This is a genomic window from Segatella salivae F0493 (assembly GCF_000477535.1).
Classification (GTDB): Bacteria; Bacteroidota; Bacteroidia; order Bacteroidales; family Bacteroidaceae; genus Prevotella; species Prevotella salivae.
The window spans coordinates 418,599-434,553 of sequence record NZ_AWGW01000007.1; the positions used below are offsets into that span (position 1 = coordinate 418,599).

Here is a 15,955-nt window from a genome sequence, read left to right on the forward strand (position 1 = left end):
TGAACCATTTCAGGCCTATTTTTCAAGCTTTCTGCCTTACTGATACTTGCAACTCATTGGCCAACAAAACCCATTACATACGGCCTTTCTCCCCAGCTCCGGCACCTTTTCCTTTATATTTGCTTTGTGAAGCGTTAAAGTTATAGGTCACAGTGAGGCTTAAACGACGTGAGAATTCATAGCCTGACAGACATAGATTGACATGATTTCCGTAGGTGTATGTCTTTGAAAAACTGGTCTTCAACAAGTCGTTGACAAACAAGTTGACGGTCCACGTCTTATGACAGAACTGCTTTATCAGTTGCAAACTAAGGTTAGTGTTCGGTTTTACTAAGTTAACGCCGTAATAACTACTAAAGTTATGATTCAAATTCACATACACATTGAAGTCATGAGGCAACGAAAAACGATTGCGAAGAGAGAAAGAAACCGTCAGCTTATTCATGTTTTTATCCAATGAATAATCTTTTGTTTCAAAATGCTGACAGCCAAAATTCAACTCATACGTAGGCTGATACCACCCAAATTTGGGCGAAGCTGTGAGTGAAGCATAAAGATATTGATAGCTATCGAAATTGGAATTATTAGTTACTCCAATATCCTGTCCATTGTAAAGTGTAGCTGTCCTGAGCATCTTATCCTTGGTATATTCATATCCTACCTCGGCATTCAGCCACGAATAATTACCAGAAAGGCTTACGCTTTGCACTCTTTCAGGACGCAGATAAGGGTTTCCTCCCTCATAAAGATAACGGTTATCATATTGCATTTCATTACGAAGCCAGTTATAACTTGGGCGAGCTATCTTACAAACATAACTGCCTTGAACTCCCCATTTGCCTTTCTGCCAAGCCAAAGATAACGAAGGAAACCAATCGGCATAGCGTCTGCTGGGACCTGATTGATATATACCTGCTTCATAATAATTAGACTTTACGTGCTCATAACGCAAGCCGGCATTGGCTGAAAAGTTACCAAACGCAAACTCATATTCGGCAAATCCTGCCGTGTTTCGCTCTTTCATCTCAGTCAAACTATTGCTAACCACCCCACCATCATTGCTATATTGGCCGAACGAATAAGTGCTTGTGAGCTCTGTTCCCACATTTAATGTGCCCTTCCATAAAGGGTAAGAGAGGATTAATTTGCCTGCCCAAAGATGATTCTTTTGCTCATTATGCGTTGTAACTGTTTGGCTTTGTAGCTGTGAACTTACCTCTTTGCTCTGTTTTCTTCCTGCATCTTTATTCCACAACGCCGTCAAGTTGAGGTCTATTTTCATGTTACCCAACTTTCCCAAGTAATAGGCATTGGCTTCATGATTGGGTCCTTCAAGCCCATGAGATGTATAGTCTTGGTCGATATGGCCTATCAGATTGCCGTTCTTCGTGACGTCTTGCGTAGCTCCAAGCGCATCTCCTTTGTCATAGAATTCACGTGTCAACGTGTAACTTCCACCTATAGAATTGTCGCTATCGAAGTCGTAACTTGCCCCCCATTTGCCATAAAGTCCGTTCGTACGTTCTTTAATTCGTATGTGCTGGTCAAGCACAATATGGTCTGTTCCATTGATTTCGTCGCTGATATATGGGTCTTGTGCGTAGACCGAAGAATACACATAAGCATCTAAAAAGGTTTCAAATCCACCATGACGATACTTGAGATAGTCTTCCTGGAAGCCTGAAACATAGGTGTTATACTTGATGTTATTGTCGGCACGGAAGCTCAAACCATCGCCTTGTGAGCGTTTAGTTTTAATGCGAATCACGCTCTTCACGGTCGCATTATAACGTGCACCGGGACTCGTAATGACTTCAACGGTCTTAATATCTGTAGACTTCAATTGTTCAAGTTCACTCTTGTTTTGCACCTTTTTGTTATTAATATAGATTTCAGGTGTGCCTTTTGAAAACACGTTCACACTGCCATCATTCTCCACATTGACGCGAGGCAGCTGACGAAGTACGTCGGTAGCCGTTCCCGTTTGAGCCAAAAGTGTGTTGGCAATGTCGACAGAAAGGCCACCCGCAACAGGCTTAAACTGCGGCCGATTAGCTTTCACAACGACTTCTTTCAAGGCATGTACCTGCTCGGTAAGGGTCAAGATACCTGCATCATCGCCATCAATCTGCTTGAAAAGTGGTGCATATTCCACAGATGTTAGCTTCAACAAATAACGTTGTTCCTGGGGAACATCAATGTGAAACTGCCCATTTTCATCGGTCACTGCACCCTGAATGAAGGTTGAATCAGCAGGATTTAACACAACAACATTAACGAAAGGTAGAGGCTGTTGCTGCCCATTAACCACCTTTCCAACAACTGATGGTGCAGCAAAAGCACTGACAACAGAAAACCACAGAAGGCTCGTTACGAGAAGTTTCTTTTTCATTCGATTAGTATTTACTTTATCATGAGACGTTCAAACGCTTCAAAAAGTTGCATCGCCTCTTATTTTTTTCATATATACTCCTTATACGTTGTAATGCTGTTATTGTGACATCATGATGCAAAAAAAATAGAGATACAACAAATTTTCTTTGTTATACCTCTATGATTCAAGTGCTATCAGCCCTTCAGACGACGCACTATCGTTGGTAAAAAATTAATTCTCGTGAATCTTTACGACCAAATCAAGCTTATTGATGCTCTCTTGTGTCTTGTCAATCTTCTTTTGCAGTTTTTTCAATTTCTTTTGACTCTTAGCCAACTTCTTGTTTACTTTCTTTGCCTCTTTAAGCTTCTTAATCGTTGCTTTAGCATCTTTCACGGTGCTTGATGCATCAGAAGTGCTGAAGTCTGTGGTTACAGAATTAGCTGTTGCATTAGCCTCTGCAGCCTCTTTTGTTAGTTCATCGTAGCCAGCCTTTTCCTTTTCAAAGTCTATTTGCAGCTTTTTCAACTTAGCATTAAGCATCAAAGCCTTCTTCTGTTGTTTCAAATCTTTTACCGAATCCCCTGTTTGTGCGAAAGCGGTGAAAGCTGTTAACACTGCAATACAGATAATTAATAATCTTTTCATCATACAATCTTTTAGATATTTATGGTGCAAATATAGAGAGAAACCACCAAACTTGCAAATTATTTAGAAAGAAAAGTCAATGCAACAAAGATTATTCCGTTTTCTGTCTTCATGCAAAACAGCGTATAGGTTGGAGCTAATGATGATGATTGATAAACCCATTTATACAAGAAAGCTATTAAAAGCAAAGGCTTGTTTCTTTCAAAACACAGATTATGCTTTATCACTTCATAACACACTGTGGCTCAACATATTGCTGAGATAAGAACAAAACAAGCCAAGCCTTGCATGGAAAGAGAAAACAAACTGACTGAAATCATGAGATAATTTGACTGAAAACACCGATTGTTTTGCGTCAGATTGCAAGACGAAATGACTTGAATTGTTTGGTCATGTGAGCACAGTGAACACCTGATATGCTTTTATCATCCTTTTCGTAACCTAAGAAACATCAGCTCAAAGTGGTCTGAACCTCACTCGACTCCACCGCTCATAGGGCAATCATCAGATGAAATCGCAAGCCGTTTTGATGAAAAGTGGCTGATGAAAAACAAGAAAGAACGAACCCAGGAAACTAATTTTGCCAGCTCTGTCCTAACAAGAGGAAGAACGTAGTTAAGGCAACGAAGACCTCAACAATCACAGAAAGCACAAACATCAGCCAGCCGGCAACTCTTCCTTTGGCTGCACCAAAGTTGAAAGAACATATAGCTATCACGATTATTCCCACAATAAAAAGAAACGGAATAAACTCATCCGCCACAGAAGTGAGCCGGAAATAAGCCGGGAACAGTTGGAAAATGAACCACCCTATGACATAAAGAAGCCATTGATATTTCATGAAAAGTTTCATAACATGCACGGTTTTATGAATTGTGATGACACGGATTATCGTTCGTTCTCTCGCTTGATGCCGTCAGCTTTTTATCTTCTTACCTTTCATAAGCCTCGTCTTCTTCGTTTGGTTTGAATCTACGATAGACGAAATTATCGCTCAAATAGTTCTTGCGCACAATGGGATTGGCAGCCAACTCCTCGGAAGTGCCATGGAAAAGGATGCGTCCTTCGAACAAGAGATAAGCGCGATCGGTGATAGAAAGCGTTTCTTGCACGTTGTGATCCGTAATGAGGATGCCTATGTTTCGATACTTCAAGCGCCACACAATGTGCTGAATGTCCTCCACAGCAATAGGGTCTACGCCCGCAAAAGGCTCGTCAAGCATAATGAATTTAGGGTTAATGGCAAGACAACGCGCTATTTCTGTGCGTCTTCTTTCGCCTCCAGAGAGCTGATCACCCTTATTCTTTCTCACTTTGTTTAAGCGGAATTCATTAATCAAACTCTCTAACTTCTCTACTTGTTCTGCATGAGAGAGTTTCGTCATCTCAAGCACTGCCATGATATTATCCTCTACACTCATCTTGCGAAACACACTGGCTTCCTGTGGAAGATAACCTATTCCGGTGCGTGCCCGCTTATAAACGGGGTAGTTAGTAATCTCTTCATCGTCGAGATATACATGGCCTTCGTTGGGCACAACATTACCCGTTGTCATATAAAACGATGTGGTTTTACCTGCTCCATTGGGTCCAAGTAGGCCAACAATCTCGCCTTGTTTGACGCTGATACTTACCCCATCAGCCACCGTTCTCTTGCCATATCTCTTGACAAGTCCCTCAGTTCGGAGTGTAGTCAAATGTGTTTCGTCCATAAATCTATGTTTTGTTTGTTGCTCATCGGTAATCGTCTCACCTCTCAACAAAACCAAATTACGATTAGTATAACAAGAAATGCCTCACAAATCACATTCATTGATGACTATGAAAACATTTAATTTGATACAAAGTTAGTTGAATTTGTGAGGATAACAAAATAAAAAAAGAAAAACTATCTCAATTATAGTAGATTTTCTGAAGAATTTGGTTACTTTTGCAAGGAATAAGAATTAGGATAATTATCATGTTTATTTTCAAGCCGTTATACAACTATCTTACCACTTTTGGGAGTTATCTCATATTGATGTGGCGTTCATTTGCCATCCCCGATAGGATGAGAATGTTTTTCAAACGCTATACAAAAGAGATGTCACAACTTGGTGTTGACTCCATAGGTATTGTGTTGTTGATTTCTTTTTTCATTGGAGCAGTAATCTGCATTCAAATGAAAGTCAACATCCAAAGCCCCTGGATGCCACGTTGGGTGTCAGGATATACGACGCGAGAAATCATGCTTTTGGAGTTCTCCAGCAGCATTATGTGTTTGATTTTGGCAGGAAAGGTCGGCTCAAACATAGCTTCTGAGCTTGGAACTATGCGCGTTACACAACAGATTGACGCCTTAGACATCATGGGAGTAAACTCAGCCAATTACCTAATTCTACCCAAAATATTAGGTTTAGTCACGATGATGCCCTTCCTGGTTATATTCAGTTCGGCACTCGGAATCCTTGGAGCTTATAGCACAGCTTATATAGGTCACCTGCTAACTCCAGACGATTTGACCCTTGGTATACAGCATTCCTTTAACTCATGGTTTATTTGGATGAGCATACTTAAAAGCATGTTCTTCGCCTTTATCATAGCAAGTGTGTCGTCATTCTTTGGTTATACTGTTGAAGGAGGGTCTGTAGAAGTGGGCAAAGCCAGTACAGATGCCGTTGTAAGTAGCAGCGTTTTGATCTTATTTTCAGATGTATTCTTAACCCAATTACTGTCATGATAGAAGTTAAACACCTATATAAATCGTTCGGAGATAAGGAAGTTCTGAAGGACATCAATGCCGTTTTTGAAGATGGAAAGACGAATTTGATTATCGGACAAAGCGGTAGTGGAAAGACTGTTTTAATCAAAAACCTTGTCGGTTTGCTTGAACCCACAAGCGGAGAGGTGCTATATGACAACCGAAACTTCGTCACTATGTCTAAAAAAGAAAAGGTGATGATGCGGCGAGAAATGGGTATGATCTTCCAAAATGCAGCGCTTTTTGACTCTCTTTCGGTATTAGAGAACGTGATGTTTCCCTTAGATATGTTCTCAACGATGAACTATCGGGAACGTGTAAAGCGTGCCCAGGAGTGCTTAGATCGCGTGAATCTGATTGAAGCGCAACAGAAATTTCCCGGTGAAATATCTGGAGGCATGCAAAAACGAGTAGCAATAGCGCGCGCAATTGTACTCAATCCGAAGTATCTTTTCTGTGATGAACCGAACTCAGGACTTGATCCTAAGACGTCGTTAGTTATAGATGACCTGCTATCGGGAATCACAAAAGAGTTTGATATCACGACAATCATCAACACACACGATATGAACTCTGTGATGGGTATAGGCGAAAATATCGTCTTTATCTATAAAGGTCACAAGGAATGGCAAGGGAATAAGGACGAGATTATCAACTCAACAAACAAGAAACTCAATGACCTTGTGTTTGCAAGTGACCTCTTCAAGAAGGTGAAAGAAGTGGAAACTGAGGAACATAACAATGAGATGGGGCCGAAAGAATAAAGAATTCTTTCTGCAAACTCATCGCATATACCACACGCCTTTACGCTCAACCATAGGTACTATCACCTGTTCGGTTGTTTTATCTCCATAAGAAAACAGCAAAAAAGCATTGCCTGTGTGATGCAAAGTATCTATTGTTGCGTTGCTAATCGTAATCTCTTTGATGCCCTGATGCTCCTCTTTCTGCTGTCCAATGAACATCTTTGCATTGGCAATCAATTGTTCTCGATAAGAAGGGGGAATGCTATCAGGACGATATGAGCCATCAACAAAGGCCTCATAATTATCGTGTAGCAAATAATCATAATAGATTTTAGCCGTCTTTCCGACAATCTCTGCAGCATCCTTCTCTTGCTTTTTACAGCTGAAAAGCAAGCAAAGAGAACATAAAACAATTAGAATCTTCCTCATAACCATAATAAAATGTCTCTTTCCCCATAGCAATGAGGAAAGAGAAGACCTTTTATTTCTGACGTATAAACACGTTGATTGGGCAACCATGCATACTCCAATTCTCCCTAATTTTATTCTCTAAGAAACGTCGATAGTTTTCTTTCACATACTGAGGGAGGTTTGCATAGAACACAAACGAAGGGATTTGAGTGTTTGGAAGCTGTGTACAATACTTGATTTTAATATACTTTCCCTTGACACTTTGAGGCGGAAAAGCTTCTATTAACGGCAACATCACCTCGTTAAGTTTAGAGGTTCCCACGTGCGTTTTACGGTTAAGATAAACTTGTTTGGCTGTTTCGAGCACACGGAAGATACGTTGTTTCGTCAAAGCTGAAGCGAAAATGATAGGGAAATCAACGAAAGGTGCCATCCTGTTTCGTATGGCAGCTTCGAACGTATTGATTGCTTTCTGCGACTTATCTTCTACTAAATCCCACTTGTTTACAACGACTACAAGACTCTTTTTGTTCTTTTGTATGAGCTGAAAGATATTCATATCCTGTGCTTCTACACCTCTTGTAGCATCTAACATGAGGATACACACATCGCTATTCTCTATTGCTCGGATAGAGCGCATTACGCTATAGAACTCCAAATCCTCACTAACCTTGTTCTTACGACGTATTCCTGCGGTGTCAACAAGATAGAAATCAAAGCCAAACTTGTCGTATCTGGTGTAAATACTATCACGTGTTGTACCCGCAATCTCGGTCACAATGTTACGGTCTTCGCCTATAAAAGCATTGATGATACTGCTTTTTCCTGCATTAGGACGACCCACTACAGCAAATCTTGGAATCTCTTCTTCAACGCTTTCTGGGTTCTCTTGGGGCAATTTATCAATGATAAGGTCGAGCAAATCGCCTGTACCCCCACCCGTAGCAGCACTGATACACTGCGGCTCTCCTAAGCCTAACTTATAAAATTCGGCTGCTTCGTAATACTCACTATTATTATCTACCTTGTTGGCTACAAGGATAACGGGTAGTTTTGCGCGTCGAAGAATCATGGCTACATCTTCATCCCAGTCGGTGACTCCGGTCGAAACATCGACAAGAAAGAGTACTAAGTCAGCCTCTTCTGTAGCAACAAGCACCTGACGACGTATCGCATCTTCAAATATATCGTCGGAATTTACAACCCAACCTCCTGTATCTACGATTGAAAACTCTTTTGAATTCCAAGAACATTTGCCATACTGGCGGTCACGAGTTGTGCCTGCTGTGTCGCTGACTATAGCGCGACGAGACTGTGTGAGGCGGTTAAAGAGCGTAGACTTGCCTACATTTGGGCGACCTACAATAGCTACTAAATTTGACATACTGTTTGTTTAATTACTGAAGTTATACATTCTTCGGCCCTCCGTGTGACGGAGAGTGTGCCCTCTTTCAATTCAGGGCAAATGATTATCTTTTTGTTTTTATCTTTCCAAGTCTGTTCACTTGTCGATTAAAGTGCCTGCAATTGGTCGGTGAAACACGTCATATTGCATTGCAATTAGCATGAAAACATCGGATGATTTAAGGCAAATTAGCTTGCCATAAGCCTCCCCTTTTACTCTGGGTTATAGCCAAAGCTGTCGAGTTCTCGCTGAGAAGAGCGCCAGTCTTTATCGACTTTGACAAAGGTTTCAAGATAGATTTTCTTATCAAAGAACTTTTCTAACGCCTTACGCGCTTCGGAACTAACCTTCTTTAAGGCTATTCCTTTGTGGCCGATGATAATTCCTTTCTGACTATCGCGCTCCACATAAATCACCGCATTGATATGAATCGAAGTGTCAGTCTCCTTGAATTGCTCTACGCGCACCTCCACACTATAAGGGATTTCCTTATCATAATAGAGCAGAATCTTCTCTCTTATCATCTCACTTACAAAGAATTTAGCCGGCTTATCGGTAAGCTGGTCTTTGTCAAAATAAGCGGGTGACTCGGGAAGAAGCTCCTTAATGCGTTTCATCAAGAGTTCAACCCCAAACTTATTCTTGGCAGAAATGGGGAGAATCTCTGCATTAGGAAGTAATGAATGCCATTTGGTGACAATCGTTCCGAGTTCTTTTTGATTGCTCTCATCAATCTTATTGATAAGCAAAATCACTGGAATCGGAAGCTGTTTCACCTTATCTAAGAAGTCAATATTCTTCTCAGGATTCTCTACAACATCAGTAACATAGAGCAGAATATCGGCATCTTTAAGCGCAGATTCAGAGAAAGCAAGCATCATTTCCTGCATCTTGTAGTTGGGTTTCAATACACCTGGCGTGTCGGAAAAGACGATTTGACAGTCCTCAGTGTTAACAATTCCCATGATACGATGGCGTGTTGTCTGAGCCTTAAACGTAGCAATACTGATACGTTCTCCTACAAGTTGGTTCATCAATGTACTCTTTCCAACATTCGGATTGCCTACAATGTTTACGAAACCTGCTTTATGCATAACGATGTTTACTAATTGTTTATTTCAAACAAAAAGACGCATCATCTTATTATTAGAATAAGAAAGATGCGCCCTTTTGTATATATTGCCTGTTAAAACTACTTCACTGTAGCTACTGAAGCACCGTCATAAGCCCATCTTAAATATGAAGCTCCGTTGACAAATCCTGCTCCAAATGCGGTAAAGATGATGTTATCACCTTTCTTTAAGTCTTTTTCGAAGTCCCAAAGCACAAGTGGCATGCACGCAGCGCTTGTGTTTCCGTAACGTTGAATGTTAACTAACACCTTATCCATTGGTGCACCTATGCGCTTGGCTACAGCCTCAATGATACGCAAATTGGCTTGATGAGGTATGATATAGTTAACATCATCCATCGTCAAATGATTGCGTTTTAAGAGTTCTTCGCAGTCATCGCCCATGGCAGTAACGGCATAACGGAACACAAAACGACCCTCTTGATAGGTGTAATGCATACGATGATCCACAGAATAATGAGATGAAGGACAAACCGAACCGCCTGCTTTGACATGCAAGAATGGTAGTCCTTTGCCATCTGTTCGATGGAAAGAGTCAATCAAACCAATGTTCTCTTCCTCTGTAGCTTCTACCAAAACAGCACCTGCTCCATCACCAAACAGTGGACAAGTAGCACGATCTTGATAATCGGTTATTGACGACATCTTGTCTGCTCCAATAACGATGATACGTTTATGGCGGCCACTCTGAATCATGTTACAAGCCACATCAAGCGCATACATGAATCCACAGCAAGCAGCAGAAAAGTCAAATGCAAACGCATTCTTTAATCCAAGCTTGCCTAAAACGATAGATGCGGTTGAGGGATGTACGTAATCTGGGGTGGTGGTTGCAACAAGAAGGGCATCAATGCTATCAGGATCTGCACCGGTTTTCTTCATCAAAAGCTTCGCAGCCTTACGCGCCATATACGAAGTTCCAAGTCCTTCTTCGGTAAGAATACGACGTTCTTTGATGCCTGTTCGTGTGACTATCCATTCATCATTGGTATCAACCATGCGAGAAAGTTCCTCATTATTGAGGACATAATCAGGCACATAGCCGGCTACACCCGTGATGATAGCGTTGATATTTCCCATTATTCAGCTACTTCCTTAACAACAGCGACCTTGCCTCTATAGTATCCACACGTTGGACATACAGTGTGATAAACATAATAAGCGCCACAGTTTGGACATACTGCCAACGTTGGAGCCACTGCCTTATCATGCGTTCTTCTCTTGAGTGTACGAGTCTTTGACTGTCTTCTTTTAGGATGTGCCATAATCTTTTAATTTTTAATCTTTAATTTTATTATTCGTCTAATTTCAAATTGGATAACGCTTCCCAACGCGGATCCATTGTAGTCTCATCATCACTCCCACTACTTCGGGTAGCAGAATGCTCCTCGAGCATCCGTATCATCGCAGGGTTGCATTTTCCAGGTGCATGCACATGCTTGATGGGGATATTGAGTTCAATGGATTCATAGACGTACCATGCGACATCGAGTATTCCTTCTTCCTCGGCCACCGTCACAAGATCATCGTCTTCTGAGTAGCTATCTCCGAGCTTAACAGCCATCCGTTGGTCTGCCACAATGGGTTGATCCATGTCGTCAAGACAAAGATCACAGGGCACAACGACGCTGCCAACTGTATGGAAATTCAAATCAAAGCAGTCACCAATGCGGTTCACTGCCAGCGTAGTATGTAAACAACCATGTTGCACTTCGGCAGCCTCAAGTGACTGAAAAAATGCATCATCTAAGTCGAATTCAAGCACTGTCTGCCCTTCCTCCAACGCTTTTAAGTCTATTTTATAGGCTTCTGAACTTGCCATACGGGCTGCAAAGTTACAAATATTTTCTGAAATTTGCCAATGAAAGCGTTAAAAAAATCTTATTTATAAGACTTACTTTAACTTCAAAACGTCTTATCTGTTATTTAAAAATCATTCATATTATAATCTTTCATGATTCTATTGATGCCAAAAAGTCCTTTTCATGGTGTCGCATTTGGACTACAAACTCAATATAAGAAGATGCAGAAGTCGCAATCTGAACGCCATAAATACCTATCATTGAGACACCATCTCTTAAGTGAGCAGTGACTATTTCTTCAGTCTTTGCTGTCAAAGGAGCAACAAAACCACCTCTCTTAACGTGCAAAGCTGTCATATATGTAATGATTTGATGAATGTCATTACGATCAACTTCGGCAACCCTTTTACACTCTTCCAAACGTTTATACTTCGTATCCAACACCATTTCGTCATTATAAAAGTCAGGATAACGAAGCCCACTACCATCGGTAAATAAAGCGATTCCTTTCTTTCTTAGTCTATTTTCGGCATGTATGAACTGACAATCTCTAAGAAGTGTGGCAACATATTCCTCCCATAACCATGCACCATCAAACAAAACACCATGTATTTCATTATCATCTTCGCCATATTTCACCTCTTCCATGCGCAATATTTGAATGCAAAGCAATTGTAATGAGCGATATTTCGTATAATAAGGATGGCTTTTCAATCTCAGATTTCGATTGATAACAACCGCTCGTTCCACCTTATTATATAAGGTGGTATAATGCTTTATTATCTTTATGTTCTCTGTAGTTTCACGACAAGAAGACAATACACATCGCCCAAAATGCGTTGATTGCATAAATTCTATGGTATGTCTTATCAACTGAGTAACATCATTATCACGGCTATACTCATGCGTTGTATAAGCAAATCTCCCTGAGAATGGAACATTGTTTCGCAGGTGTTGGCTCACATTTATACTCCCATGTACGTTTGAATCATTATGATTATAACATTGATATTGACGGAAAACACCTTGCTGTATGGCTGATTTAAGAAGATGAGGAAACATCAACATTAAGAGTTCTGAGAGTCCTTCTTCACCACTATTCAAATCTAAATCGAACATGTTTAGCGCCAAAACCTTCTGTAACATATAATGTAAGAAATAGTCATTCTGCCCCAAATCAAACCGCGATTTGATTTTAAGTTTGATATTACCGATACCAACAAAGCCCATAATATTACCCGTAACAACTTGTACTTCGTCAGGATTATCTGTGTTTTGGATAGAATATAATGTTCCATTTCCTATTTCATCATCACATTCTTCTATGCTTTCAGGGAACACAAGCAAGTGCTCATGATCACGACATAATTCAGAAATTGTTTTATCACCAAATGGAAACAGCGCCGCAATATCATCCCTTTGGAATCGGTTATTCGCACTTACGCTGTTATTATCTGTCAATTCTATCTGCATAAACCAAATCTTCTGAAGCCATCTTTCTCATCTAACCTTCTCTGAAAAAGGCTTTTCTGAACTTCTCCATCATATCATCTATTGCTCTGAAACCACGCAAATATTCCCGCAAAAGAGGTTCAATATTCATATTCCAAAGCGCAGAAAAATCTCCTTTTAAATCCTTTATCTTCATGAAATAGGCTGGTCCTACACTATAAGCAGCACCCAAACCATCTGTAGCTACAATTTCATTATTCAGTCTATGCATTGTTTCTTTTGCGCTATCAGCCAAAGATTGTCCAAGATTATCTAACATATCTTCCGTACATTCAGGTTTTATTTCTTTCCAAGTAAACCTTCTTCGCATCGCAAAATCCATGCTTTCTACAGATCGATCTATGTCATTCATCGTTGCAAGGATATAGACATTTCTTGGCACATAGAAGCCTTTTGCAAACACATCTGACGTTGGAATTAGATTCTGATACTGCGTCTGGACGGGATTATCCTTATCATCTCTATAACCAGGATCAATGGCATAAAACAATTCTCCGAATATTTTTGAAACCTCACCACGATTGATTTCATCAATAATAAACACGTAATCTCGTTCTTGTATCCTACTACTATGCTTCTGATTAACCTTGTTTGCGCTTGCGCTTTGATGTTTTTCTCTTATCTGTTTTACAATAACATATGTATAAGAATCAGCCTGTGTACCAAACATTCTGCCGAAATATCTTCGAATATCACGCACATATTCAAGCGTAATTTCATTGAACAACAGAGTTAATATCTCATGTATACTAACGTTAAGTATTGATGCTTTAGCATTCTGTTCATTAAGAATCGAGACATAACTTTCTGTCATTCCTGTAATAACAAATTCGGAACCATTCACCGTCTTGAATGTCGTGGCATTGTCAATAGCATCATTTACAAACTCCTCTAATAGCATCTTCCAATGCGTTTCATCACTAAGTTCTTCGACACTCTTTGAAGAATCTATCAGGTTTTGCACTGCCTTACGACAAAATTCCTTAAAGACTCCATCCTTTCTTTCAAAGACTATATGCCCTTCTCCATTATCAATTGGGCGCAAACCCTCTACAAAATCCGTATAATCATAAGACGGATGAAACTGCACAAACATGCTTTCGGCACCCATTTCTTTTGCAATTTCCCGAGCCATATGAGTCTTCCCCGTACCTGGAGCGCCTGTAAACACAAGATTATGTGTTTGCTTCAACAAATCAATATATGCTTGATACTTCGATGTTTTCATTTCCTTTGGTTTTAATATAGCCTCAACATAATCTATAATAGTATTGGCTTTATGTTCAGGTTCACGATAGAAAGCCAACAAAGCCTCACGATAATTCTCTGTTGTTATTTGTGGATTAGTCAATATTTCCTGCCAGTCATCCACACTGATTCCTATATCACAGCTGGATGTTCCTTTTGGTTTTTCTATGATTTGAATATTTTTCATCGCAAAGTTTAATATATTTTTTTGATAGAATCATTTATAATCAGCCACTACATGAATTAGCCTCAGCATGCAATTTGCTATACCTATTAGATTATCTCCTATGATTGCGTCACATAAAGGCATTTCATTTCTCACAGCAATAACGACAAAACGTTATCTCATACGCATTGCAAAGATAATAATTTATTTTTATAATACTCAACGATGCACATTATTCTTTCTCCTCAACCATAGGTTTTCATCCTCTATGAATATAGCTTTTCCCATGTCCTTTCATCTTGATTGAAACTATATGCATCACATTCTTCATCAAAAAGAACATGATTCTACTCATAAATCTACAAGCAAACGCATTTTCTACCCTATTAAAGAGCAAAATAATATGAATCAAATCACGCCGCGAAATCAGTCAAAACACAAGACAAAGAGCATCAAATCACAAGGTAAAATGAATGAGATGAGAAAGCATGATAAGCGACTTCAAAAAGGGATTTGTGATGAAGGACAAAATGATTTGTGTGTTTAAGGCCGCGGAAGTGTGATGCGAAATGTCGTGCCCTGCCCCACTTCAGAGTGCTTAATGAATATTTTTCCGCGATGATAGTCCTCAACTATCCGTTGAGTTAGCGACAAACCAAGTCCCCATCCGCGTTTCTTTGTTGTAAAACCTGGCCTAAAAACATTCTTCAAATCCTTTTTCCGAATGCCCTTTCCCGTGTCTGTTAAGTCGATGATTATCGTTTGTTCAGTCTCTGAAACGCAAATATCGATGCGCCCATTACAGCCTTCCATGGCATCAACGGCATTCTTACAAAGATTTTCTATGACCCATTCAAAGAGCGAAACATTAAGGTTTGCCTTCACCTTTTCATTCGACTCATGAAGTGTCATGACTACCGTGTGTGACGTTCTGCTTTGCATATAGGCCATGACTCGGCGCAACACAGCCATCAAGTCCGTTGCTTCGAGTGTGGGTTGTGAGCCTATTTTCGAGAAACGATCAGCCACAAGCTGCAGTCGTTTCACATCATTTTCCATCTCAGGCAGCAACAAATCATCAGGATAACTCTCTTTCATGATTTCCATCCAAGCCATTAAACTTGAGATGGGTGAACCGAGTTGATGTGCCGTTTCCTTGCTCAACCCTACCCAAACACGATTTTGTTCGGCGCGTTTTAGCGTCAACAGGGCAAACAGGGCAAGGCAAACGAAGAGCAACACCACACTCAGTTGCACATAAGGATACCATGAAAGTCGACGCAACAGCAATGATTCGTCATAACAAACATCTATATATTCACGATGCTTATCTAACAAAATACGAATAACATGCCCCTCGGCACGCATCCTTTTGGCTTGACTGATAGCGTCGTTAAGGCTGTCTTTGCGCGTCTTTCCTTTCAAATCCACATTCCGATAGGTTTGAATCGTCCCCTGATGGGTCATGACTATTACTGGAATGGTATGATTTTCGTTGATTACTTTCAGTACCAACGAGAGGTCAGTATACTCATCTGCTGCATTCAACGAGCGCATTGCTTCGGCCCAAACCTCCATACGCGCAGTTTCTTCTTTGGCCAAATCGCTGACCAAAAGATGCGAAACTACCAGAGAAGCCAAGGCTATCATCATGGCAATAATAATGAACAAAATGCGTATTTGACGCAGATGGGAAGTCCATTTCATATCAAAAAAAACGCGATTCAACATGATTTATTGTTTCAAATGATTCACAAGACATTATATTTGC

16 protein-coding genes are annotated in these 15,955 nt (G+C 40.3%); 3 read left to right on the forward strand and 13 right to left on the reverse strand.

Going from position 1 to position 15,955, the window contains the following annotated elements; all coding sequences use genetic code 11:
- Positions 1-73 precede the first annotated feature (73 nt).
- The 4 genes from HMPREF9145_RS04365 to lptB all read right to left on the reverse strand — a co-directional run bounded on the left by HMPREF9145_RS04365 (position 74) and on the right by lptB (position 4,734).
- Complete coding sequence (locus HMPREF9145_RS04365) at positions 74-2,392, reverse strand: TonB-dependent receptor domain-containing protein (RefSeq protein WP_021824986.1); 2,319 nt, start codon at positions 2,390-2,392, stop codon at positions 74-76.
- A gap of 213 nt (positions 2,393-2,605) precedes the next feature.
- Positions 2,606-3,022, reverse strand: a complete 417-nt coding sequence (locus HMPREF9145_RS04370) for a hypothetical protein (protein ID WP_036906549.1) — start codon at positions 3,020-3,022, stop codon at positions 2,606-2,608.
- Positions 3,023-3,596: 574 nt separating this feature from the next.
- On the reverse strand, positions 3,597-3,875 hold the full coding sequence (locus tag HMPREF9145_RS04375) for a hypothetical protein (RefSeq protein WP_007135465.1): 279 nt from the start codon (positions 3,873-3,875) through the stop codon (positions 3,597-3,599).
- Positions 3,876-3,954: 79 nt separating this feature from the next.
- On the reverse strand, positions 3,955-4,734 hold the full coding sequence (gene lptB / locus HMPREF9145_RS04380; RefSeq protein ID WP_021824842.1) for an LPS export ABC transporter ATP-binding protein: 780 nt from the start codon (positions 4,732-4,734) through the stop codon (positions 3,955-3,957).
- 248 nt (positions 4,735-4,982) lie between these two features.
- Here lptB and HMPREF9145_RS04385 point away from each other — a divergent pair, with 248 nt between their 5' ends.
- The gene (locus tag HMPREF9145_RS04385; protein WP_021824990.1) at positions 4,983-5,741 is read left to right on the forward strand and encodes an MlaE family ABC transporter permease; all 759 of its coding nucleotides are present in this window, start codon (positions 4,983-4,985) and stop codon (positions 5,739-5,741) included.
- A complete protein-coding gene (locus tag HMPREF9145_RS04390; RefSeq protein ID WP_021825043.1) occupies positions 5,738-6,526 on the forward strand; it encodes an ABC transporter ATP-binding protein in 789 nt (262 codons plus the stop codon). The genes HMPREF9145_RS04385 and HMPREF9145_RS04390 overlap by 4 nt, the downstream gene beginning before the upstream one ends.
- A gap of 18 nt (positions 6,527-6,544) precedes the next feature.
- Here the strand turns inward: HMPREF9145_RS04390 and HMPREF9145_RS04395 are convergent, their stop codons facing one another.
- The 8 genes from HMPREF9145_RS04395 to HMPREF9145_RS04425 all read right to left on the reverse strand — a co-directional run bounded on the left by HMPREF9145_RS04395 (position 6,545) and on the right by HMPREF9145_RS04425 (position 14,205).
- The gene (locus HMPREF9145_RS04395) at positions 6,545-6,937 is read right to left on the reverse strand and encodes a hypothetical protein (RefSeq protein WP_036906552.1); all 393 of its coding nucleotides are present in this window, start codon (positions 6,935-6,937) and stop codon (positions 6,545-6,547) included.
- A 52-nt stretch (positions 6,938-6,989) separates the two neighbouring features.
- Positions 6,990-8,303, reverse strand: a complete 1,314-nt coding sequence (der, locus tag HMPREF9145_RS04400) for a ribosome biogenesis GTPase Der (RefSeq protein ID WP_007135460.1) — start codon at positions 8,301-8,303, stop codon at positions 6,990-6,992.
- Between the two features lie 233 nt (positions 8,304-8,536).
- Positions 8,537-9,418 (reverse strand): GTPase Era, encoded by an 882-nt coding sequence (gene era / locus HMPREF9145_RS04405; protein ID WP_007135459.1) that lies wholly within the window; start codon positions 9,416-9,418, stop codon positions 8,537-8,539.
- A 98-nt stretch (positions 9,419-9,516) separates the two neighbouring features.
- The gene (locus tag HMPREF9145_RS04410; protein WP_021825131.1) at positions 9,517-10,536 is read right to left on the reverse strand and encodes a beta-ketoacyl-ACP synthase III; all 1,020 of its coding nucleotides are present in this window, start codon (positions 10,534-10,536) and stop codon (positions 9,517-9,519) included.
- Positions 10,536-10,721, reverse strand: coding sequence for a 50S ribosomal protein L32 (gene rpmF / locus HMPREF9145_RS12715; RefSeq protein ID WP_007135457.1), 186 nt, complete (start codon positions 10,719-10,721; stop codon positions 10,536-10,538). Before rpmF ends, HMPREF9145_RS04410 begins: the two co-directional genes overlap by 1 nt.
- A 29-nt stretch (positions 10,722-10,750) precedes the next feature.
- The gene (locus tag HMPREF9145_RS04415) at positions 10,751-11,278 is read right to left on the reverse strand and encodes a YceD family protein (protein ID WP_007135456.1); all 528 of its coding nucleotides are present in this window, start codon (positions 11,276-11,278) and stop codon (positions 10,751-10,753) included.
- A gap of 130 nt (positions 11,279-11,408) precedes the next feature.
- Entirely contained in the window at positions 11,409-12,731 is a 1,323-nt protein-coding gene (locus tag HMPREF9145_RS04420; RefSeq protein WP_021824934.1) for a 5-methylcytosine restriction system specificity protein McrC, read from the reverse strand.
- Between the two features lie 31 nt (positions 12,732-12,762).
- Complete coding sequence (locus tag HMPREF9145_RS04425) at positions 12,763-14,205, reverse strand: McrB family protein (RefSeq protein ID WP_021824847.1); 1,443 nt, start codon at positions 14,203-14,205, stop codon at positions 12,763-12,765.
- A 292-nt stretch (positions 14,206-14,497) separates the two neighbouring features.
- Here HMPREF9145_RS04425 and HMPREF9145_RS13665 point away from each other — a divergent pair, with 292 nt between their 5' ends.
- Positions 14,498-14,731 (forward strand): hypothetical protein, encoded by a 234-nt coding sequence (locus HMPREF9145_RS13665; RefSeq protein WP_036906466.1) that lies wholly within the window; start codon positions 14,498-14,500, stop codon positions 14,729-14,731.
- On the opposite strand, the gene HMPREF9145_RS04435 is transcribed toward HMPREF9145_RS13665, so the two are convergent.
- Positions 14,728-15,891: a sensor histidine kinase gene (locus HMPREF9145_RS04435; protein ID WP_036906558.1), complete on the reverse strand. Its 1,164-nt coding sequence runs from the start codon at positions 15,889-15,891 to the stop codon at positions 14,728-14,730. The genes HMPREF9145_RS13665 and HMPREF9145_RS04435 overlap by 4 nt on opposite strands.
- Between the last annotated feature and the right edge of the window lie 64 nt (positions 15,892-15,955).

Excerpts from the sequence above, each read along its gene's own strand:
- HMPREF9145_RS04410 (WP_021825131.1), bottom strand. The coding sequence starts at position 10,536 with ATGGGAAATATCAACGCTATCATCACGGGTGTAGCCGGCTATGTGCCT.
- der (WP_007135460.1), bottom strand. The coding sequence starts at position 8,303 with ATGTCAAATTTAGTAGCTATTGTAGGTCGCCCAAATGTAGGCAAGTCT.
- rpmF (WP_007135457.1), bottom strand. The coding sequence starts at position 10,721 with ATGGCACATCCTAAAAGAAGACAGTCAAAGACTCGTACACTCAAGAGA.
- HMPREF9145_RS04390 (WP_021825043.1), top strand. The coding sequence starts at position 5,738 with ATGATAGAAGTTAAACACCTATATAAATCGTTCGGAGATAAGGAAGTT.
- era (WP_007135459.1), bottom strand. The coding sequence starts at position 9,418 with ATGCATAAAGCAGGTTTCGTAAACATTGTAGGCAATCCGAATGTTGGA.
- HMPREF9145_RS04420 (WP_021824934.1), bottom strand. The coding sequence starts at position 12,731 with ATGCAGATAGAATTGACAGATAATAACAGCGTAAGTGCGAATAACCGA.
- HMPREF9145_RS04395 (WP_036906552.1), bottom strand. The coding sequence starts at position 6,937 with ATGAGGAAGATTCTAATTGTTTTATGTTCTCTTTGCTTGCTTTTCAGC.
- lptB (WP_021824842.1), bottom strand. The coding sequence starts at position 4,734 with ATGGACGAAACACATTTGACTACACTCCGAACTGAGGGACTTGTCAAG.
- HMPREF9145_RS04415 (WP_007135456.1), bottom strand. The coding sequence starts at position 11,278 with ATGGCAAGTTCAGAAGCCTATAAAATAGACTTAAAAGCGTTGGAGGAA.
- HMPREF9145_RS04385 (WP_021824990.1), top strand. The coding sequence starts at position 4,983 with ATGTTTATTTTCAAGCCGTTATACAACTATCTTACCACTTTTGGGAGT.
- HMPREF9145_RS04370 (WP_036906549.1), bottom strand. The coding sequence starts at position 3,022 with ATGAAAAGATTATTAATTATCTGTATTGCAGTGTTAACAGCTTTCACC.
- HMPREF9145_RS04375 (WP_007135465.1), bottom strand. The coding sequence starts at position 3,875 with ATGAAACTTTTCATGAAATATCAATGGCTTCTTTATGTCATAGGGTGG.
- HMPREF9145_RS04425 (WP_021824847.1), bottom strand. The coding sequence starts at position 14,205 with ATGAAAAATATTCAAATCATAGAAAAACCAAAAGGAACATCCAGCTGT.
- HMPREF9145_RS13665 (WP_036906466.1), top strand. The coding sequence starts at position 14,498 with ATGCATCACATTCTTCATCAAAAAGAACATGATTCTACTCATAAATCT.
- HMPREF9145_RS04365 (WP_021824986.1), bottom strand. The coding sequence starts at position 2,392 with ATGAAAAAGAAACTTCTCGTAACGAGCCTTCTGTGGTTTTCTGTTGTC.
- HMPREF9145_RS04435 (WP_036906558.1), bottom strand. The coding sequence starts at position 15,891 with ATGAAATGGACTTCCCATCTGCGTCAAATACGCATTTTGTTCATTATT.